Here is an 18,876-nt window from a genome sequence, read left to right on the forward strand (position 1 = left end):
TCAAGCATGCGGACCAAAACACCGGTGATACATTTCAATCTCTATATGTATAAATGTATGCGAAGTGTAGGGCGCGACTGAACCGGAGGTGCCGTCCATGACCGCTCCGTCGACCGACCGGCTGTCAGCGTCGGGCGGTGGCGCCGAGACCGTCGGTGTGCGCCGAATCGGCACCTGGATCTGGTCTGTGAGCTCGGTCCGCTGGGCTGTCGCGGCACTTGCGTTGATGCTCTGCGGCGCGATTGCGCAATTGGCGCAGACACCACCACCGTTGTGGTGGACGTTGTACCTCGCGTGCTACCTCGCCGGCGGTTGGCAATCGGCGGTCTCCGGGGTGCAGGCGCTGCGGGACCGCACACTCGATGTCGACCTGCTGATGATTCTGGCGGCGATCGGTGCCGCAGGCATCGGGCAGGTGTTCGACGGCGCACTGTTGATCGTGATCTTCGCGACGTCAGGCGCCTTGGAGGATGTGGCCACCGCACGCACCGAACGTTCGGTACGCGGCTTGCTCGACCTGGCCTCGCCCGACGCGACACTGCTCGACGACGACGGCGCCCAGCGGGTCGTGGCAGCAGAGACGGTACGTCCGGGCGACCAGATCCTCATCCGTCCCGGAGAACGGATCTCGGCTGACGGCACCGTGACCGGTGGGTCCTCGGACGTCGACCAGTCGTCGATCACCGGTGAGCCGCTGCCGGTCACCAAACGCGTGGGCGACGACGTCTTCGCCGGGACGCTCAATACCTCTGGGGCGCTGCGGGTCACGGTCACGCGGGACGCCTCGAGCACGGTGCTGGCCCGCATCGTCGCGGCGGTGGCCGCAGCCTCGGCGACGAAGGCCACCACGCAGTTGTTCATCGAGAAGGTCGAGCAACGCTATTCGGCCGTGGTGGTGGTCGCGACCCTTGCGCTGTTCGCGGTACCGCTGGCGTTGGGCGCCGACTTGCGCGCGACCCTGTTGCGCGCGATGACTTTCATGATCGTCGCGTCACCGTGCGCAGTCGTGCTCGCCACGATGCCGCCACTGCTGTGCGCGATCGCCAACGCCAGCCGACACGGAGTGCTGGTGAAGTCCGCGGTCGCCATGGAACGGCTGGCCGACACGGACGTCGTCGTCCTCGACAAGACCGGAACACTGACCACCGGGACGCCCCGGGTGACCCACGTGCTGCCCGTCGGGGGATCGAGCACCGAACGGATCCTCGCAACGGCCGCTGCCGCAGAACAATTCAGCGAGCACCCGATCGGGCGCGCGATCATGGCCGAGGCGGCATCCCGCACCACCGCCGTGCCCGAGGCCACCGGTTTCACCGCGAGTGCCGGCCGTGGGGTCCGGGCGATGGTCGACGGGTGCGAGGTCGAGGTACTGAGCCTTGCGGCGTATTCGGGTCCGCCGCTCCCGGCTGCCGCCGAGATCGCGGACACCGAGGCGACGGTGGTCGTCGTCACCGTCGACGGCCACGCCATCGGGGTGCTGGCGCTGCACGACCAGGCCCGGCCGGGCGCCGCTGCTGCCGTGCAGGCGCTGCATGCCCTGACCGGATGCTCTCCGGTACTGCTCACCGGCGACAATCACGTGGCGGCGGCGACGTTGGCCCGGCAGTTGGGCATCGAGAACGTGCGGGCCGGGCTGCTGCCGGAAGACAAGGCCGCCGCGGTCCGGGAGATCGAAGCCGGTGGGCGGCGGGTGCTGATGGTGGGCGACGGGATCAACGATGCACCGGCCATGGCCTCGGCGCATTCCTCGATGGCGATGGGACGCACCGGTGCCGATCTCACGGTGGACACCGCCGACGTCGTCACTGTCGGCGATGACCTCTCGGCGATCGCCGCGGTGGTCGCGTTGGCCCGGCGGGCCCGGCGCCTGGTGATCGCGAACCTGGCGATCGCGGTCACCGCCATCACCGTTCTGGTGGCCTGGGACCTGTTCGGGCACTTGCCGTTACCGCTGGGTGTCGCCGGGCATGAGGGGTCGACCATCCTCGTCGCCCTCAACGGGCTGCGGCTGCTCAGGGGCGCAGCACGTCCTTGAGCGCGTCGAGTACGGTGGGGTCCTCGATGGTGGAGGGTACCGGTTCGTCGAGCCCGTCAGCGATGCCGCGCATGGTCTTGCGCAGGATCTTGCCCGAGCGGGTCTTCGGCAACGCCGCCACCACATCGACCTTCTTGAACACCGCCACCGCGCCGATGCTGTCCCGTACCCGGTCGACGAGCTGCTGGGTGATCCCCTCGGCCGAGGCGCCGGTCTTGAGCACCACGAACCCGCGGGGTACCTGGCCTTTGAGTTCGTCGGCCACCCCGATCACCGCGCATTCGGCCACCGAGGGATGGTCGGCCAGCACCGCTTCGATCGAGCCGGTCGAAAGCCGGTGTCCGGCAACGTTGATGACGTCATCGGTGCGGCCCATGACGAACAGGTAGCCGTCGGAGTCCAGGTAGCCGCCGTCGCCGGTGAGGTAGTAACCGGTGAACGCGGACAGGTACGACGCGACGTAGCGGTGGTCATCGCCCCACAACGTCGGCAACGTGCCTGGGGGCAGCGGCAGTTTGATGCAGATGGCGCCTTCCTCGCCGGCCTCACACCGGGTGCCGTCCGACCGCAGGATCTGCACGTCGTAACCGGGCATCGGCACCGTGGCCGAACCGGCCTTGATCGGCAGCGGTTCGACACCCATGGGGTCCGCGGCGATGGCCCAGCCGGTCTCGGTCTGCCACCAGTGGTCCACCACCGGAATGCCGAGTTTGTCGGCGGCCCAGTGATAGGTGTCGGGGTCGAGGCGCTCGCCGGCCTGGAACAGGTACTTGAGACCGGACAGGTCGTAGTCGGCCAGCCGGGTGGCGTCGGGATCTTCCTTCTTGATCGCCCGGATCGCCGTGGGGGCGGTGAACAGCGCCTTGACGCCGTACTCGGCGGACACCCGCCAGAACGCCCCGGCGTCGGGCGTGCCAATTGGTTTGCCTTCGTAGAGAACGGTTGTCGCGCCCAAAAGCAGCGGCGCGTACACGATGTAGGAGTGCCCGACGACCCAGCCGACGTCGGAGGCCGCCCAGAACACGTCGCCGGGGGCGATGTCGTAGATGTTGCGCATGCTCCACAGCAACGCCACCGCGTGGCCGCCGTTGTCACGGACGATGCCCTTGGGTTTGCCCGTGGTGCCCGAGGTGTAGAGCACGTACAGCGGGTCGGTGGCGGCCACCGGCACCGGGTCGGCCGGTGCGGCGGTGGCCACCAGCTGCTGCCAGTCATGATCACGACCGTCGACCAGCTCGCCCGGACATTGTTGACGTTGCAGGATGACACAGGCTCGCGGCTTGTGCTCGGCGAGTTCGAGTGCTGCATCCAGCATGGGCTTGTACTCGATCAGGCGCGTCGGTTCGATGCCGCAGGAGGCGCTCACCACGACCGTTGGACGGGCGTCGTCGATGCGGGTGGCCAGCTCGTGCGCGGCGAACCCGCCGAAGACCACCGAGTGCACCGCGCCCAGGCGGGCGCAGGCCAGCATCGCGATGACGGCCTCGGGCACCATCGGCATGTAGATCACCACAAGGTCGCCCTTGCCCACCCCGAGTCCGCGCAGGGCTCCGGCGAACGTGGCGGTGGCATCGCGCAATTCACGGTAGGTGTAGGTGGCCTTGGTGCCGGTGACGGGGGAGTCGTAGATGAGCGCGGCCTGATCGCCGCGCTCGGCGACGTGCCGGTCCAGGGCATTGGCGCAGGTGTTGAGCTCGCCGTCGGGGAACCAGCGGTAGAACGGCGGGTTGCTGTCGTCGAGTATGTGCTGCGGCTCGCTGGTCCAGGTCACCGCCTTGGCGGCGTCGGCCCAGAACGTGACCGGGTCGGTGATGCTGGTGTCAAAAAGGGCGCGATAGCCGGACATACCGCAAACCGTAATCTGCGTCACTTGCAACGTCTGTGCAACCCTGCAAAAACACCTACAAACGAGACCTTTGTTCGTCGTGAGGGCCAGGTTTGACCTGGCTGAGGACGGGTAGCCCAGCGAGCGGGTCCGACCACCGCGCGATCACGCGATCATGAGCCGCTGAAGCAAAGGATTGTTCGATGGAGTCATCACCGGCAGCACCGGACAGTTCACTGACTGTCAAACGCGACACCACGGCGAGCCGACAGCAGGTCTGGGACGTCGTGGCCGACGGGTGGACATATTCCCAGTGGGTGGTGGGCAACACCCGGATGCGTGCGGTCGACCCACACTGGCCGGCTCCGGGCAGCCGCATCCACCACACCATCGGCATCTGGCCCGTGGTGCTCGATGACGAGACCGAGGTCGAATCCTGCACCCCGGCTCATGAACTGGTACTGCTCGCCAAAACCCGGCCGTTCGGTATGGCCCGAATCGCCTTGCGGCTCAGCGATACTGCCACGGGCTCCCGTATCGAGATGGCCGAGGTGCCGGTGGGTGGGCCGTTGAACTGGATCCCGCGGAAGCTGGCGCTGTTGGCCGTCTACCCCCGCAACCGCGAATGCACCGAACGGCTGGCGGCCCTGGCTGAACGCCGGACCGAGCCGCAGTGAGCGGCGGCCACGCCGATGCGGTGGTGATCGGCGCCGGCCACAATGGGCTGGTGGCCGCGGCCATGTTGGCCGACGCCGGTTGGGATGTGGTGGTGCTGGAAGCCCAGTCGGTGCCAGGCGGTGCGGTGAAGAGCGCCGAACTGTTCCCCGGCTACATCAGCGATCTCTACAGTGCCTTCTACCCGTTGTCGGTGGTGTCGCCGGCCCTGCAGGCCCTGCACCTGGAAGACCATGGGCTGCGCTGGGCGCACGCTCCGGCCGCGGTGGGGCATCCGGGTTCGGCCGAGGACGACGACGTCGCGGTGATCTATCGCGACATCGACCGTACCGCTGCCGAACTGGAGCGCCGTCAACCTGGTGACGGGCAGCGCTGGTATGCGCTCTTCGAGCAATGGGAGCAGGTGCGCACGGGCCTCACCGCGGCGTTGTTCGCGCCGTTTCCGCCGGTGCGCGGCGCGGTGGAGCTGTTGCGCAAGCTCGGTACCGCCGAAGCGCTGCGACTGGTCCATTCCCTGCTGCTGCCGGCCGACGTGCTGGCCGAGCAGCTGTTCGAGGGCGAGCAGGCGCGACTGTTGTTGCTGGGCAACGCCATGCACGCCGATGTGCCGATCGACGCTCCGGGCAGCGGGGTGATGGGTTACCTGCTGCTGATGATGGCCCAGGACGGCGGCTGGCCGGTTCCGGTCGGTGGTGCCGGGCAGTTGGCAGCTGCGCTGGTGGCCCGGGCCCGCTCGGCCGGCGCCCGCATCGAATGTGGCCGTGAGGTTTCCGGTATCGAGGTGCGCGGCGGCCGGGCAGTCGCGGTGCGGACCACCGACGGGGGCGTCGTGCGGGTGCGTCGCGCCGTGATCGCCGACACCTCCGCGCCCCGGCTGTATCGCGATCTGCTCCCCGAGCATGCCGTCCCCGCATCGGTGATCGAGGGGATGCGGCGGTTCGTCTGGGACACACCGGTGTTGAAGGTCAACTATGCCCTCGACGGGCCGGTGCCGTGGCGGTCGAAGAGTCTGAACGAGGCGGGCACCGTGCATCTCGGCGCCGATCGTGACGGCCTGATCCGCTGGATGGCCGACCTGAACACCGCGACGCTTCCCGAGCGACCGTTCATGCTCTTCGGGCAGATGACCACCGCCGATCCGAGCCGCTCCCCGGTCGGCACCGAAAGCGCGTGGGCCTACACGCATCTGCCGCGCGGGATGACAGATGACGCCTCGTCGGAACAATTGGCCGACCGGGTGGGCCAATTGCTGGAGGAACATGCTCCCGGATTCAACGACCGCGTCGTCGGGACGATGGTGCAGCGTCCGTCCGACCTGGAGGCCGCCGATGCGAATTTGCACGCCGGCGCGGTCAACGGTGGAACCTCCCAATTACATCAGCAGTTGATCTTTCGGCCCGCACCCGGATTCGGCCGCGCCGAGACCCCGGTGTCCAACGTCTACCTGGGCAGTGCCGGGGCCACGCCGGGCGGCGGGGTGCACGGCATCTGCGGCCGGAATGCGGCCCGTGCCGCCCTGGCCGATGACGGTGTGCTCGGCTGGCCGCGGCGCCGGCTGTCGCGGGCGGCCTTGGCGCTCACCGTGGGCCGGCGCTGATTTTCCTCGCGGGAAGAACCCTCACTCCTGGAAGCGGTATCCCATGCCGGCTTCGGTGAGCAGGTGCACCGGATGTGACGGGTCGTCTTCGAGCTTGCGGCGCAGTTGCGCGAGATACACCCGCAGATAGTGGGTTTCCTTGGCATACGCCGGGCCCCACACCTCGCGCAGCAACTCTTCGCGGCCGACCAACTTGCCCCGATTGCGCACCAGCATCTCCAACATGCCCCACTCGGTGGGGGTCAGGTGCACCTCGGTGTCGTTCTTGGTCACCTTCTTGGCGGCCAGATCGACGGTGAACGACGCGGTCTCGACCACCGGCTGATCGGTCTCGACCGCCGTCCCGCGGCGCACCGCAGCCCGCAACCGGGCCAGAAACTCGTCCATCCCAAAAGGTTTCGTGACGTAGTCGTCGGCCCCGGCGTCGAGCGCCTCGACTTTGTCCGAAGAATCGGTGCGGGCTGACAACACGATCACCGGTGCCGACAGCCAGCCGCGAAGCCCGGCGAGCACCTCGATGCCGGAGATGTCGGGCAGACCGAGGTCGAGCACGATGACGTCGGGACGATGGTCGGCGGCCGCGCGTAGCCCCTGCGCGCCGGTGGTGGCGGTGTCCACCTCGTAGCCGCGGACCGACAGGTTGATCCGCAGCGCACGCAGGATCTGTGGCTCGTCGTCGATCACCAGAACGCGGGTCTTGACGGTCATGCCGGTGCCGCCAGGTCGATCTCGACGGTCAAACCGCCGCCGGGGGTGCCGCTCGCCGAGATGGTGCCGCCCATGGCTTCGACGAACCCGCGGGCCACCGAGAGGCCCAGGCCGACGCCGATGGTGGTGTTGTGATCGCCGAGCCGCTGGAACGGCGCGAACAGTTGTTCCTCGGCGCCGCGCGGCATCCCGGGCCCTTCGTCGATCACGGCGACCAGTATGCGGTCGGCCACCTGCCCGGCGCTGACCCGGATGGGGCCGTCGGGCGCATAGCGCAGGGCGTTGTCGATCAGGTTGGCCAGTACCCGCTCGAGCAGTCCCGCGTCGGCCATGGCGACCGCGTCGCCGACGTCGACCTTCACCCGGTCCAAACCTTCCCGGCTGAAACCGGTGGTGCCCTTGCTGATTCCCAGTAGTGCGCGTTGCACGGTCTCCTCCAGGTAGACGCGACGCAGTTCGGGCCGCACCACGCCGGCAGCCAGCCGGGAGGAGTCGAGCAGGTTACCGACGAGGGCGGTGAGCGCGTCGACGGATTCCTCGATGGTGGCCAGAAGTTCAGCGGTGTCCTCGGCCGAGAAATCGATGTCGTCGCTGCGCAAACTGGAGGCGGCCGCCTTGGCTGCGGCCAGCGGGGTGCGCAGGTCGTGGCTCACCGCCGAGAGCAGCGAGCGACGCAGCTCGTCGGCCTGGGCGATCGCGGCGGCCTTGCCGGCCTCCTCCGTGAGCTCGCGCTGTTTGACCAGTCCGGCAGCCTGTTTGGCGACGGCGCTGAGCACCCGCCGGTCACGAGCGGCCAGTTTGCGTCCGGCCAGCAGCAGCCAGAACTCGTCGTCGCCGACTTCGATTGCGGTGTCGGCGGAACCGATCTCGGCGCACGGTGCCTTGCCGACACACGCCACGATGCTCGTGGTGCCACCACGTTCACGAAGCAGGCTGACCGCGCGTTGGGAGTAGGTTTCCCGTACCCGCTCCAGCAGCGTGTCCAGATCCGCCCCGCGCAGCACCGACCCGGAGAACAAGGTCAACAGCTCGGCTTCCTGGGCGGCGCGGCGGGCTTCGCGGGCTCGGCTGGCCGCCCCGTCGACCAGCGCGGCGACGGCCACCGCGATCATCAGCAGCACCACCACGGTGACCGCGCTGTCCGGTTCGGAGATGGTGAACGTGTGGCGTGGGTCGACCAGGAAGTAGTTCAACAGCAGCCCGGACAGCAACGCGGACAACGCCGCCGGGGCCACCCCGCCGAGCAGCGCCACGATGAGCACACCGATGAAGAACAAGGCGCTTTCGCCGCTGACCCCCAGATAGGGATCCAGCAGCCCGACGATCATCAGGCTGATCGCCGACGGAACCACCAGCGCCGCAAGCCATGACACGAGGTGACGGCGGCGCGCGCTGGTCGACGACCAGTCGAACCCCCGACGAGCCTGATCGTGGGTCACCATGTGCACGTCGATCTTGCCGGAACGCTGTACCACCGCGGCGCCGATGCCCTCGTCGAACATCCGGGCCCACCGCGACCGCCTCGAGGTGCCGAGCACCAGCTGGGTGGCATTGCGGTCCCGGGCGAAATCCATCAGCGCCGTGGGCACGTCATCGCCGACGACGGTGTGGACGGTGGCGCCGAGGCTGCCGGCCAGATCGCGCACCTTGCCCATCTGCGGCGCGGAGACACCGGAGAGGCCGTCGCCGCGGACGACGTGTACCACCATCAGCTCGGCACTGGATTTCGATGCGATCCGAGAGGCCCTGCGCACCAGGGTTTCCGACTCGGCACCGCCGGTGACGGCGACCACCACGCGTTCGCGGGCCTCCCACGTGTCGGTGATCTTGTTGTCGGCGCGGTATTTGGCCAGCGCGGCGTCGACCTGATCTGCCAGCCACAGCAGGGCCAGTTCTCGCAGGGCGGTGAGATTTCCGCGGCGGAAGTAATTCGACAGGGCAGCGTCGATACGTTCGGGTGCGTACACATTGCCGTGAGACAGCCTGCGGCGCAGCGCCTCCGGCGTGATGTCGACCAACTCGATCTGGTCGGCGGCCCGCACCACCTCGTCGGGAACCTTCTCCTGTTGCTCGATCCCGGTGATCTGGGTGACCACGTCGTTGAGGCTTTCCAGATGCTGGACGTTGACGGTGGAGACCACGGTGATGCCGGCCGCGAGCAGCTCCTCGACGTCCTGCCAGCGTTTCGGGTTCTTGCTGCCCGGGGTGTTGGTGTGGGCGAGCTCGTCGACCAGCACCACCTGCGGTGCCCGGGCCAGCACCGCGGCCACGTCGAGTTCGGGGAAGCGGCCGCCCCGGTACTCGACGTAGCGCGGCGGAATCGTCTCGATGCCGTCGAGAAGCTCGGCGGTTTTCTTGCGCCCGTGCGTCTCGACCACTGCGGCCACCACGTCGGTGCCGCGTTCGAGCCGGCGGTGCGCTTCACCGAGCATCGCGAACGTCTTGCCGACGCCGGGGGCGGCGCCCAGGTAGATACGCAGCTCACCGCGTTTGGTGGCGTGCGACGCCGGCGTACTCACAGGACCATCATCCTCGAACTACCACGCGTCGAGGGCGATGTTGAGTTCGAGCACATTGACCCGGGGCTCGCCGATGAAGCCCAGCGTGCGGCCCTCGGTGTGCTCGGCCACCAGGGCGTGTACCAGGTCGGGGTTGATGCCGCGCGCCTGGGCGACCCGATCGACCTGCAGATTCGCGTAGGCCTCTGAGATGTGCGGGTCGAGCCCGCTACCGCTGGCAGTGACCGCATCGGCGGGCACCTGCGGGTCGGCGGGGGCGCTGCCGCGCACCGGCACGATCAGGCCGGCGCTGTAGTCCTCGTCGGTCTTTGCGCATTGGACCCCCACCCCCTCATAGGTACCGAGGAACGGCGGCGTCTTCGTGGTGTCACACGGCTCGTTGACGCTGACCACCTTCGTCGGCTGCACGACGTTTCCGTGGGCATCCCGTGGTCCGATCACCGACAGCACCGCTCCGACACCGCCTCCGGTGCAGAACGGGCGGGCGCCGCTGACACCATCGAGCTCGCCGACGGCGAGGCTGCGCTGACAGACCTGAGTCAGTAGGCTCGGCTTGCCCGGTTGGTCGACAATGTTTTCCGGACCCAGATTGCTCGCACTGGTGGCCATCGGGTCGTATCCGTCACCGGCCATCGACGGCCGGCTCTGGAAGTAGCGGGGCAGCGGGTTGCCGTCGGCATCGGTGAACGACTGTCCGATCAGGCTGCTGCCGACCGGCTTTCCGTTCGCCTCGATCAGCGAGCCGTCGGCCTTGTCCTGTAGGCCGGGTAGCTGTGCGACGAGCCAGATGAAGACGGGATAGCCGATGCCGAGGATCACGGTGAGCACCAGCAGGGCCCGCAGCGCGGCGGCGTGTTGGCGAATTATGTTGTACATGGGTCACATTCCCGGGAAGAGTTGGACGAAGAGATCGATCAGCTTGATGCCGATGAACGGTGCGATGATGCCGCCCAGGCCGTAGACGTACAGGTTGCGGCTCAACAGTTTTGACGCACTGCTGGGTGTGTAGCGGACGCCCTTGAGCGCCAGGGGGATCAGCGCCACGATGATGATCGCGTTGAAGATCACCGCGGACAGGATCGCCGATTGCGGGCTGTGCAGCCGCATGATGTTGAGCAGATCCAGGCCGGGGAACAATGCCACGAACAACGCCGGGATGATCGCGAAGTACTTCGCGATGTCGTTGGCGATGGAGAACGTGGTCAGCGCCCCGCGGGTGATCAGCAGCTGCTTGCCGATCTCGACGATCTCGATCAGCTTGGTCGGGTCGGAGTCGAGATCGACCATGTTCCCGGCCTCTTTGGCCGCCGAGGTGCCGCTGTTCATCGCGACGCCGACGTCGGCCTGGGCCAGGGCGGGCGCGTCGTTGGTGCCGTCACCGGTCATCGCGACGAGCTTGCCGCCGGCCTGCTCCTTGCGGATCAGCGCCATCTTGTCCTCGGGCGTGGCCTCGGCGAGGAAGTCGTCGACCCCGGCCTCGTCGGCAATGACCTTGGCGGTCAACGGGTTGTCACCGGTGATCATCACGGTGCGGATGCCCATGCGGCGCATCTCGTCGAAGCGTTCCCGCATGCCCTGCTTGACGACGTCCTTGAGGTGGATGACGCCCAAGACGGATGCCTTGCCGACGCCGTTCTCATTGACGACCTGGCCCACCGCGAGCGGTGTGCCACCGGCGGCGGAGATCCCGTCGACGATGTCGCCGAGTTCGGTAGGCACGTGGCCGCCTTCGGATCGGACCCATTCGGCGACTGCACCTGCCGCGCCCTTGCGCAGCCGGTCCTGGTCGGAGAGATCCACGCCGGACATGCGGGTGTTGGCGCTGAACTCGACCCAGTGCGCCTGGTCGAGTTCGCCGGGCGTGCGGCCGCGAAGGCCATACTCCTGCTTCGCGAACACCACGATCGAGCGCCCCTCCGGGGTCTCGTCGGCCAGGCTGGACAGCTGTGCCGCATCGGCGAGTTGGGCTTCGGTGGTCCCGGACAGCGGCACGAAGGCGGCGGCCTGACGGTTACCGAGGGTGATGGTGCCGGTCTTGTCGAGCAGCAGCGTGTTGACGTCGCCGGCAGCTTCCACCGCACGGCCCGACATCGCCAGCACGTTGCGCTGCACCAGCCGGTCCATGCCGGCGATGCCGATCGCGCTCAACAGCGCCCCGATCGTCGTCGGGATCAAGCACACCAGCAGGGACACCATGACGATGCCTGAGATGCCGTTCCCGTTGAGCGCCAGGGTGTCTGCGACGCCGGGGTTGTTGGCCTTGGAGAAGATGGCCAGCGGCTGCAGGGTCGCGACGGCGAAGACGAAGATGATCGTCAACGAGGAAAGCAGGATGTTCAGCGCGATCTCGTTGGGGGTCTTCTGCCGGTTGGCGCCCTCGACGAGGTTGATCATCCGGTCGATGAAGCTCTCACCCGGCTTCTGAGTAATCTTGACGACGATCCGGTCGGACAGCACGGTGGTGCCGCCGGTGACGGCGCTTCGGTCGCCACCGGATTCCCGGATGACGGGGGCCGATTCGCCGGTGATCGCCGATTCATCTACCGAGGCAATGCCTTCCACGACGTCGCCGTCACCGGGGATGACCTGGCCGGCCTCGACCACGACAACGTCGCCCTGCTGCAGCAGCGGTGCGGCGATCTCTTCCTCGATGCCGGAGTCGGTCAGACGACGCGCCATGGTCGAGGTCTTGGTTTTGCGCAGGCTCTCGGCCTGGGCCTTGCCACGACCTTCGGCGACGGCCTCGGCGAGGTTGGCGAAGATGACCGTCAGCCACAACCAGATCACGATCAGCGCGGAGAACCAGGACGGGTCGACGACGGCCAGGATTGTGCTCCAGAGGGCGCCGATCTCGACGATGAACATCACCGGGTTACGCCAGAGCGTGCGCGGGTCGAGCTTGCGCAGCGCGTCGGGCATCGAGCGCAGGAGCATCGTCGGGTCGAGCAGTCCGCCGTGCACGCGCGCCTGCTTTGTCACGCTGGAGTGGCTCCCGGCCTCGGGTGTCACTCTGGCGTGACGCTCGGGCGCGGGGATGGTGTCAATGCTTGGCATTTCAGTGGATTCCTTCAGCCAGGGGGCCGAGCGCGAGCATCGGCAGGAAGGTGAGAGCGACCAGGATCAGCGTGACGCCGGCGACCATGCCGACGAACTGGGGCCGATGGGTGGGCAGCGTCCCGACGGATTCGGGTGTCTTGCCTTGCCGGGCCAGTGATCCGGCCAGGGCCAACACCAGGATGATCGGCAGGAAGCGGCCGAACACCATGGCCAGACCCAGAGCCGTGTTGTACCACTCGGTGTTGACGCTGAGCCCGGCGAACGCGGAGCCGTTGTTGTTGGCCGCCGACGTGAACGCGTACAGCACCTCGGAAAGGCCGTGTGGTCCGGTGTTTAGCATGCCCGCACGTTGCCCCGGCATCGCCATGGCCACCGCGGTGCCGGTCAGCACGATCAGCGGAGTAACCAGGAAATACGTTGCCGCGAGCTTGATCTCGCGGGGCGTGATCTTCTTGCCCAGGTACTCCGGGGTGCGGCCCACCATCAGACCGGCCACGAACACTGTGATGATCGCCAACACCAGCATGCCGTACAGCCCGGAGCCGACACCGCCGGGCGCCACCTCACCGAGCTGCATGTTGAACATCGTGATCAGGCCGCCGAGGCTGGTGTAGGAGTCGTGGAACGAGTCCACCGCACCGGTCGAGGTCAGTGTCGTCGCATCGGCGAACACCGCGGAGTTGGCGATGCCGAACCGCTGCTCGACGCCTTCCATCGCGGAGCCGGCCGCAGTCGGGACGGTGCCGTGGGCCTGGAGCTGGAAAAGCATCATCAGGCTGACGCTGACCGTCGCGATCACCGACATCACCGCCACGATGGCGTAGCCCTGCTTCCGGTTGCCGGCCATACGGCCGAACGTCCGCGGCAGCGAGAACGGGATCATCAGGATCAGGAAGATCTCCACCCAGTTGGTCCAGGTGGTGGGGTTCTCGAACGGGTGCGAGGAGTTGGCGTTGTAGAAGCCGCCGCCGTTGGTGCCGAGCAGCTTGATGACTTCCTGGCTGGCGACGGGGCCGCCCGGGATCGTCTGGGTGCCGCCGACGAGCGTGTTGACGACTTCGCTGTGCAGCGCGAAGTTCTGGATGGCTCCACCGCCGACCAGGATCAGCGCGCCGACGATCGAAATAGGCAGCAGGATACGGAGATTGCCGCGCACCAGGTCTACCCAGAAGTTGCCGAGGTCGCCGGTGTTCCGTCGGACCAGGCCACGAACGAAGGCCATCGCCACAGCCATGCCGACAGCGGCCGATACGAAGTTCTGCACAGCCAGCCCGGCCATCTGCACCAGGTGGCCCTGGGTGGATTCACCCGAGTAGGCCTGCCAGTTCGTGTTGGTCACGAAGCTGATGGCGGTGTTCCACGCGAGGGCCGGTGTCATCGGGGTGGCCGGATCATTGAGGTGCAACGGCAACTTGCCCTGTACCAGCTGCAAGGCAAACAGGAACACGACGCTGACCGCGGAGAACGCCAGCACGCTGCGGGCATAGGCGCCCCAGGTCTGTTCGGCTTTGGGATCGGCACCGATCAGGCGGTAGATGAATCGCTCTACCCGCGAATGTTTTTCGGTCGTGTAGACGTGGTACATGTAATCGCCGAGTGGTGCGTGGACAGCCGCCACCGCCACGATGAGTACGACGAGGAAGACGATTCCCGCAGTGGTAGTAGTCACTAGAACCTTTCCGGAAACAGCAGCGCCGCAAAGAGAAACAGCGCGATGAGGACCGCCAGGCCCAGGCCGACGACGTTTTCGTAGCTCACAGTCCCTCGACCAACTTCTGCACCAGCCCCAGCAGCGCGAAGATCGCCACTGTCAGCACGATGAACACCACAACGGACATGGGTTCTCCCACACGTTTACCGCCGCCGACTCTCGGCGACTGCTCGAGAATCCGCCCGCTTGTGGTGGCCGACCGCGATCTTTATGCCTTCTTTACGCCCGGCCGTGTGTCCTTTACGAAATCTTTCGTGTTCTTCGGGGCGACTGATGTTTTCGCTGTGATGGGGGTCATTTACGTGCCGCTGCCTTCACGTGGGTAACGCCAGGGCGGAAAATCCGCTCCGGGACCGCCACAGCGTTACTCACGCGATCGTGGTATCAAGACCGCGCCAATGTTCGGTAGCCGGCCGTCAAGAGAACGCAAGGACGCTGGCCGTTCGGTGCTCACGCAGCTGATCCTCGACAGAGCCGTTCGGCAACCCGCCGCGGCGCACTCAGAAAGGTCCGCTGACAGTGTCGATCAGTACCGAGTCCACGTTCGCACCCTCCTGGCCGGATTCGGCAGAGCGGCAGGCCATGCACCGCTGCGCTGCCTGTTGCCGCCAGCTGGATCCCCTCGAATTGGTGCTGCCGGCCCAGGCGTTGCGAGACGTCAACGTGGCCAAGTGGGCGCGCGAACACGGGTCCACCGTGGCGGTGCGCAGCAGCGATGATCTGGCGACGGCGATCGGGGTCGGCATCCATCCGATGCGGCTCGTGGTGCATGCCGACGGGTTCCGTGGTGACGAGCTGGTGTTCTGCAGCGCCAACCTGGGGGTGGGCCGGGTGGTGGCCGACAGCGTCGAGCAGATACGACTGCTGGCGTCGTGCGCGGTGCGGCACCGCCGGCAACGGGTGATCCTGGGGACTACCGACGCCGACACGGTGGCCGCGGCGATCACCGGGCCGCGGCTCGATCTGGTGGGCCTCTACCGCGAAATCGCTTCTGGTGGCGACTTTGTCGGCGAATGTCCGACGATAGTCGGTGACCTGGTGGCCGCGATGTCCGAGATCCGTCGCAGGCATGACGTGGTGCTGACCCGGATCCTGATCGGCGGCGGGCTGGATCTGGGGGCACGACCCGACGACCTGTCCGAGTTCGCCCGGGCGGTGGAGATGACGCTGGACGACGCGTGCGCGACGCTGGGCTTCCCGCGGCCCGTGGTCCTGGTGACGGCTGGGTAGGGCTCAGACTCGCGGCGCCAAGGACGCGACGAGCCGTGCCTTCTGGTCGGTGGCCGGGATGATCCGCGGCTTGGTCAGGTGGTAGCGCTTGCCGCGGTGCACGACGCCGGCGTTGCCGGCGGCCTGGACATTGCGCACCCAATCCGATTTCTCGCCATAGTTCAGCACTACCGAGATGGCCTTGGCGTCGACGAATGCCATGACCGGGGTTCGATAGGCCTTGCCCGATTTACGGCCGGTGTGCTCGATGACGGCCATGTACGGCAGCCGTGATGCCCAGAGCCGCTGCAGAGGGTTGGTCACGTATTTGTTGAAGCGTGCGAGTCTCCGCATGTTCCGCGGTCCAAGTGTGGCCGCGATCCGTTCAGCCACTACGGAAATCGAATTGGCGATACTGCTTGGCATATCCGACCCCCGACGCTGTCCACCCCTTGGTCATATCCAACCACCGCAGCGGACCCCCTCTTTGCACCTCTTTGATGCACCGCTGTGCACTCGTGGGCTGGGCTCGCAATCGTCGGCGACCAAGCCGCCCTAGGTTGCCATGACCGGCGCGTGAGTCAACGCACTACTTCTAAACTAGGCGTCATGACCGGTACGAACACCCCTGCAGGATGGTACGACGACGGCAGGGGTGCGCTGCGGTGGTGGGACGGCAACTCGTGGACAGACCACACGCAGCCAACTCACACTCACGCGGCGGCGGACTTAGGGTCGCGGGGTTATGTTTCGAACCTGACTGCACAGCCGGATCCTGCTGCGGATCCGGACGCCATCTGGACTGCCGTCGGCAAGCCTATAACCGGCATTGGAGGCGGTCGGTACCGGTTGACCGCGCAATATCTCTATTTCGAGCGCGGAACTCTCTCGACGAGAGCTCAGCAGATCAGCACTCACGAGATATACGATGTCGACGCCATGCAGACGATGACCCAAAAGGCTCGTGGGGTCGGCACGATAGTTCTGTATGCCATCCGCAGCGGCAGCGGAACGCGCGAGCGGGTTGAACTGGTTGACGTTGAGCGATTCCGCGAAGGAGTCGCCGAGTTGAACCGGGTTTCGCACGCCGCCCGGGAAAGCCTCCGCACCAAGCAGCAGACCCAAACCGTCAACTACACCGGACTCGCAGGTGCGCCAACATCACAAGCGGCACACGCGGGGCCGACCCAGATGGACCTCAACGCCGAACTTGAAAAACTCGCGAGCTTGAAAGAACGCGGCTTGCTCGATGACGAGGAGTTCGCAGCAGCCAAGCGAAAGTTGCTCGGGCTCTAAGATTATGGCTTGTCACGGCCGTGAGGTGATGGCGGCACCAGTAGCGATTACGGGGTGACAATCCATGGGTCGGGGCTAAGTCGAGGTCACGAGCGGCGGCCAGTGCCATCAAGATCTCCACCGAGCACTGAGGACGTCTGTGTGTTCCTTCAACTCCTGACCGGTCAGTTGGTCTCCGTTTGGATCCGCATCCCGTATTCCGCCGAGCAACCCACGGACCGCCCGAACTCTGCCTGAAGTAGGGTCTGATCTGCGAAAGCCCCCATAGCCCAATTGGCAGAGGAAGCGGACTTAAAATCCGGCTGGTCTCACGCTGAATGAGTGTTGCTGTCAATCGCTACATTGCAGTTCAAGCGGCTAATACGGCATAGCTGCCAACGGCATTCAAGCCGCCCGATCGGTCAAGCCAACAGCAGACCAACAGCGCAACAAAGCTAGGTACAAAATCCAGCAAACCCGCTCGGACCGGTGAACCGCAGGCCCGATTTGAACCCAGCGCGCAATCAAATCGCCCAGCTAGATAGAGTGACCGGCGCGCGGGTGTAGCCCAATTGGCAGAGGCAGGAGACTTAAAATCTCTGTGTTGTGGGTTCGAGTCCCACCATCCGCACCGCTTCTGATTGTCGGCAAGCTTGACCGGTTGGCGCGTGACGTTGTGGTTGCCAACCAAATCGACCGCAGCGCAACTAAATCCGGTTGGGCAATCGTGTTCGGAGACTTGGACATTGACACAGGTACCGCAGCGGGAAAGCTGCAACTGTCTATGTTCGCTTCGTTCGCTCAGTTTGAACGTGACCGAATCAGCGAGCGCACTAAGGAACCTCTAGCCGTCAAGCGTGCCCAGGGTGTGAAGCTGGGCCGTCCTGCGGTGCTATCGGCCCAGGTGGTCAAACGGATACGGAAAGAACGCAAGGCCGGTAAGTCGCTACGGGCGATTGCAGCCGAACTAACGGCCGATGGCGTACTCACAGCACGCGGGGGAGCGGTCTGGCAAGTGAGCACGATTCAGAAAATTTTGAAGGGTAAGCAGGCGCGAAAGGCCACCTCATGAGCACAGCTCCCCTTACCTTGGTTGCAGTACACCCGGATGTAAGAACTGCTCAAAAGGGGGTCTTATGACTGGCTGGCAAATTGTCGCACAGGTTGCTATTGGAATTTTCACTGCCGTTGTGAGCTTTTCGGCTGTTCGTCTAGCCTCTCGCGATGCGAACCGACGTAGCGGCAAGGATGAGTGGTGGCGCCGCTTCATCTGGGCTATCTCGTGCAGGGAAGATAGAAAGGACCCACTGTTGCAGATGGCCGGAAATGAAGTGCTCCACAATCTCTACCAGAGCCGTTTCGCGGGAGACGAAGAAAAAAGCATTCTCGTGAACGCGATGTGGCTGGCTACAGTCGGATCGAGGTCGGTTGATGGCGCTGATTGGGCGCGTGTACCTTGGGATTTGCAGTCGGAAACGGCTAGATGGTTATTGACCGTTGACCCGGTGGCGTTGCAAAATCCCGAAATGAAAGCCCTTGCAAAAAGGTCGCTCGAATATGAACGATTGAGTGCGATTGAATCTGAACTTAATCGCGGCGGTGTTGTAAATCGAATTGCGATTGTGCCATCGCGCAATGAAGATGGCCTTTATATCGGCTATTGTCAGCTTTCCTCGAACGCCGATGCAACTGAAGCTGAAGCGTCACTGCGCAAACTTATGCCGGATGAGCGGATATGCTTAGCGGTGCTGGAGACCTTGCCATTGGGTATAAATGGCAAACTTGACCGTAGGAAACTAACGCCAGAAAGATATCCACCGCGCCCCGAGATAGCGCGACTTCGCGGTGGGGGTGCGGAGAAGGTTGAAGGAGGCTCCTAGTGGCGTACATACGTGAGCTGACCAACGGCAAGCATCAGGTGTGCTGGCGTGAGAACGCGCGTGATGACTACGGCGCACCGATTAGGGGCAAGTTCGTTCAGCGCACCGAGACGGTAGACACAGCCAAGCAGGCCGAACGCCGCAAGGTAGCCATAGAGCTTGAGATTGAATCAGGCGGTCAACCGTCTGCATCGGCAGACCGTGCCAGCCAGCCGGTGGCGCACTACGCACGCATGTATTTCGATGCCCTTAACTCAAAGATCGATCAATCCACGCTTGAGGGATACCGCGAGATTTACCGCGTCCACTGAGGTTCCCCAGAAAAAGTGGACGCGGTTAGCTTGCTTCCAGGGTGACAGTCAGGGCGCGCTCGTAGTTGATGGGT

17 protein-coding genes and 1 tRNA gene are annotated in these 18,876 nt (G+C 65.5%); 9 read left to right on the forward strand and 9 right to left on the reverse strand.

Annotated features, from left to right (window positions below; all coding sequences use genetic code 11):
* Positions 1 to 97 precede the first annotated feature (97 nt).
* Complete coding sequence (locus A5740_RS11950; protein WP_076194284.1) at positions 98 to 2,035, forward strand: heavy metal translocating P-type ATPase; 1,938 nt, start codon at positions 98 to 100, stop codon at positions 2,033 to 2,035.
* Here A5740_RS11950 and A5740_RS11955 read toward each other — a convergent pair.
* A complete protein-coding gene (locus A5740_RS11955; RefSeq protein WP_076194286.1) occupies positions 2,013 to 3,881 on the reverse strand; it encodes a propionyl-CoA synthetase in 1,869 nt (622 codons plus the stop codon). The genes A5740_RS11950 and A5740_RS11955 overlap by 23 nt on opposite strands.
* A 182-nt stretch (positions 3,882 to 4,063) precedes the next feature.
* Between A5740_RS11955 and A5740_RS11960 the strand changes: the two genes are divergently transcribed.
* The gene (locus tag A5740_RS11960; RefSeq protein WP_076194287.1) at positions 4,064 to 4,537 is read left to right on the forward strand and encodes an SRPBCC family protein; all 474 of its coding nucleotides are present in this window, start codon (positions 4,064 to 4,066) and stop codon (positions 4,535 to 4,537) included.
* Positions 4,534 to 6,132, forward strand: coding sequence for an NAD(P)/FAD-dependent oxidoreductase (locus tag A5740_RS11965; RefSeq protein ID WP_076194289.1), 1,599 nt, complete (start codon positions 4,534 to 4,536; stop codon positions 6,130 to 6,132). The genes A5740_RS11960 and A5740_RS11965 overlap by 4 nt, the downstream gene beginning before the upstream one ends.
* A 21-nt stretch (positions 6,133 to 6,153) precedes the next feature.
* On the opposite strand, the gene A5740_RS11970 is transcribed toward A5740_RS11965, so the two are convergent.
* Genes A5740_RS11970 through A5740_RS12000 form a run of 7 tightly spaced genes read right to left on the reverse strand, consistent with a single transcriptional unit; the run spans position 6,154 to position 14,266 of the window.
* Entirely contained in the window at positions 6,154 to 6,840 is a 687-nt protein-coding gene (locus A5740_RS11970; RefSeq protein WP_076194291.1) for a response regulator, read from the reverse strand.
* Entirely contained in the window at positions 6,837 to 9,359 is a 2,523-nt protein-coding gene (locus A5740_RS11975; RefSeq protein WP_076194293.1) for a sensor histidine kinase KdpD, read from the reverse strand. The genes A5740_RS11970 and A5740_RS11975 overlap by 4 nt, the downstream gene beginning before the upstream one ends.
* Before the next feature lie 18 nt (positions 9,360 to 9,377).
* Positions 9,378 to 10,235, reverse strand: coding sequence for a potassium-transporting ATPase subunit C (locus tag A5740_RS11980; RefSeq protein ID WP_076194295.1), 858 nt, complete (start codon positions 10,233 to 10,235; stop codon positions 9,378 to 9,380).
* Positions 10,236 to 10,238: 3 nt separating this feature from the next.
* The gene (kdpB, locus tag A5740_RS11985) at positions 10,239 to 12,413 is read right to left on the reverse strand and encodes a potassium-transporting ATPase subunit KdpB (RefSeq protein ID WP_256386369.1); all 2,175 of its coding nucleotides are present in this window, start codon (positions 12,411 to 12,413) and stop codon (positions 10,239 to 10,241) included.
* A gap of 1 nt (position 12,414) precedes the next feature.
* On the reverse strand, positions 12,415 to 14,085 hold the full coding sequence (kdpA, locus tag A5740_RS11990) for a potassium-transporting ATPase subunit KdpA (protein WP_076194298.1): 1,671 nt from the start codon (positions 14,083 to 14,085) through the stop codon (positions 12,415 to 12,417).
* Positions 14,085 to 14,174, reverse strand: a complete 90-nt coding sequence (locus A5740_RS11995; protein ID WP_076194300.1) for a potassium-transporting ATPase subunit F — start codon at positions 14,172 to 14,174, stop codon at positions 14,085 to 14,087. The genes kdpA and A5740_RS11995 overlap by 1 nt, the downstream gene beginning before the upstream one ends.
* Positions 14,171 to 14,266: a potassium-transporting ATPase gene (locus tag A5740_RS12000; RefSeq protein ID WP_229481739.1), complete on the reverse strand. Its 96-nt coding sequence runs from the start codon at positions 14,264 to 14,266 to the stop codon at positions 14,171 to 14,173. Before A5740_RS12000 ends, A5740_RS11995 begins: the two co-directional genes overlap by 4 nt.
* 380 nt (positions 14,267 to 14,646) lie before the next feature.
* Between A5740_RS12000 and A5740_RS12005 the strand changes: the two genes are divergently transcribed.
* Positions 14,647 to 15,357, forward strand: a complete 711-nt coding sequence (locus tag A5740_RS12005; RefSeq protein WP_083654072.1) for a hypothetical protein — start codon at positions 14,647 to 14,649, stop codon at positions 15,355 to 15,357.
* A 3-nt stretch (positions 15,358 to 15,360) separates the two neighbouring features.
* Here A5740_RS12005 and A5740_RS12010 read toward each other — a convergent pair whose 3' ends face one another.
* On the reverse strand, positions 15,361 to 15,660 hold the full coding sequence (locus A5740_RS12010) for a nitroreductase family deazaflavin-dependent oxidoreductase (protein WP_254849156.1): 300 nt from the start codon (positions 15,658 to 15,660) through the stop codon (positions 15,361 to 15,363).
* Positions 15,661 to 15,945: 285 nt separating this feature from the next.
* On the opposite strand from A5740_RS12010, the gene A5740_RS12015 reads away from it, so the two are divergent.
* The 5 genes from A5740_RS12015 to A5740_RS12030 all read left to right on the forward strand — a co-directional run bounded on the left by A5740_RS12015 (position 15,946) and on the right by A5740_RS12030 (position 18,802).
* Complete coding sequence (locus A5740_RS12015; protein WP_076194302.1) at positions 15,946 to 16,632, forward strand: DUF2510 domain-containing protein; 687 nt, start codon at positions 15,946 to 15,948, stop codon at positions 16,630 to 16,632.
* Between the two features lie 536 nt (positions 16,633 to 17,168).
* Positions 17,169 to 17,242 (forward strand) — tRNA-Leu (locus A5740_RS12020).
* The gene (locus tag A5740_RS12025; RefSeq protein ID WP_076194304.1) at positions 17,213 to 17,683 is read left to right on the forward strand and encodes a recombinase family protein; all 471 of its coding nucleotides are present in this window, start codon (positions 17,213 to 17,215) and stop codon (positions 17,681 to 17,683) included. Before A5740_RS12020 ends, A5740_RS12025 begins: the two co-directional genes overlap by 30 nt.
* Before the next feature lie 64 nt (positions 17,684 to 17,747).
* Complete coding sequence (locus tag A5740_RS28310; protein WP_139335084.1) at positions 17,748 to 18,491, forward strand: hypothetical protein; 744 nt, start codon at positions 17,748 to 17,750, stop codon at positions 18,489 to 18,491.
* Positions 18,491 to 18,802 carry a hypothetical protein gene (locus A5740_RS12030; RefSeq protein ID WP_076194306.1) on the forward strand — a complete coding sequence of 104 codons (312 nt, stop codon included), beginning with the start codon at positions 18,491 to 18,493 and terminating at the stop codon, positions 18,800 to 18,802. Before A5740_RS28310 ends, A5740_RS12030 begins: the two co-directional genes overlap by 1 nt.
* The last annotated feature ends 74 nt before the right edge of the window (positions 18,803 to 18,876 follow it).

Source organism: Mycobacterium sp. GA-1841, assembly GCF_001954135.1.
Taxonomy (GTDB): Bacteria; Actinomycetota; Actinomycetes; order Mycobacteriales; family Mycobacteriaceae; genus Mycobacterium.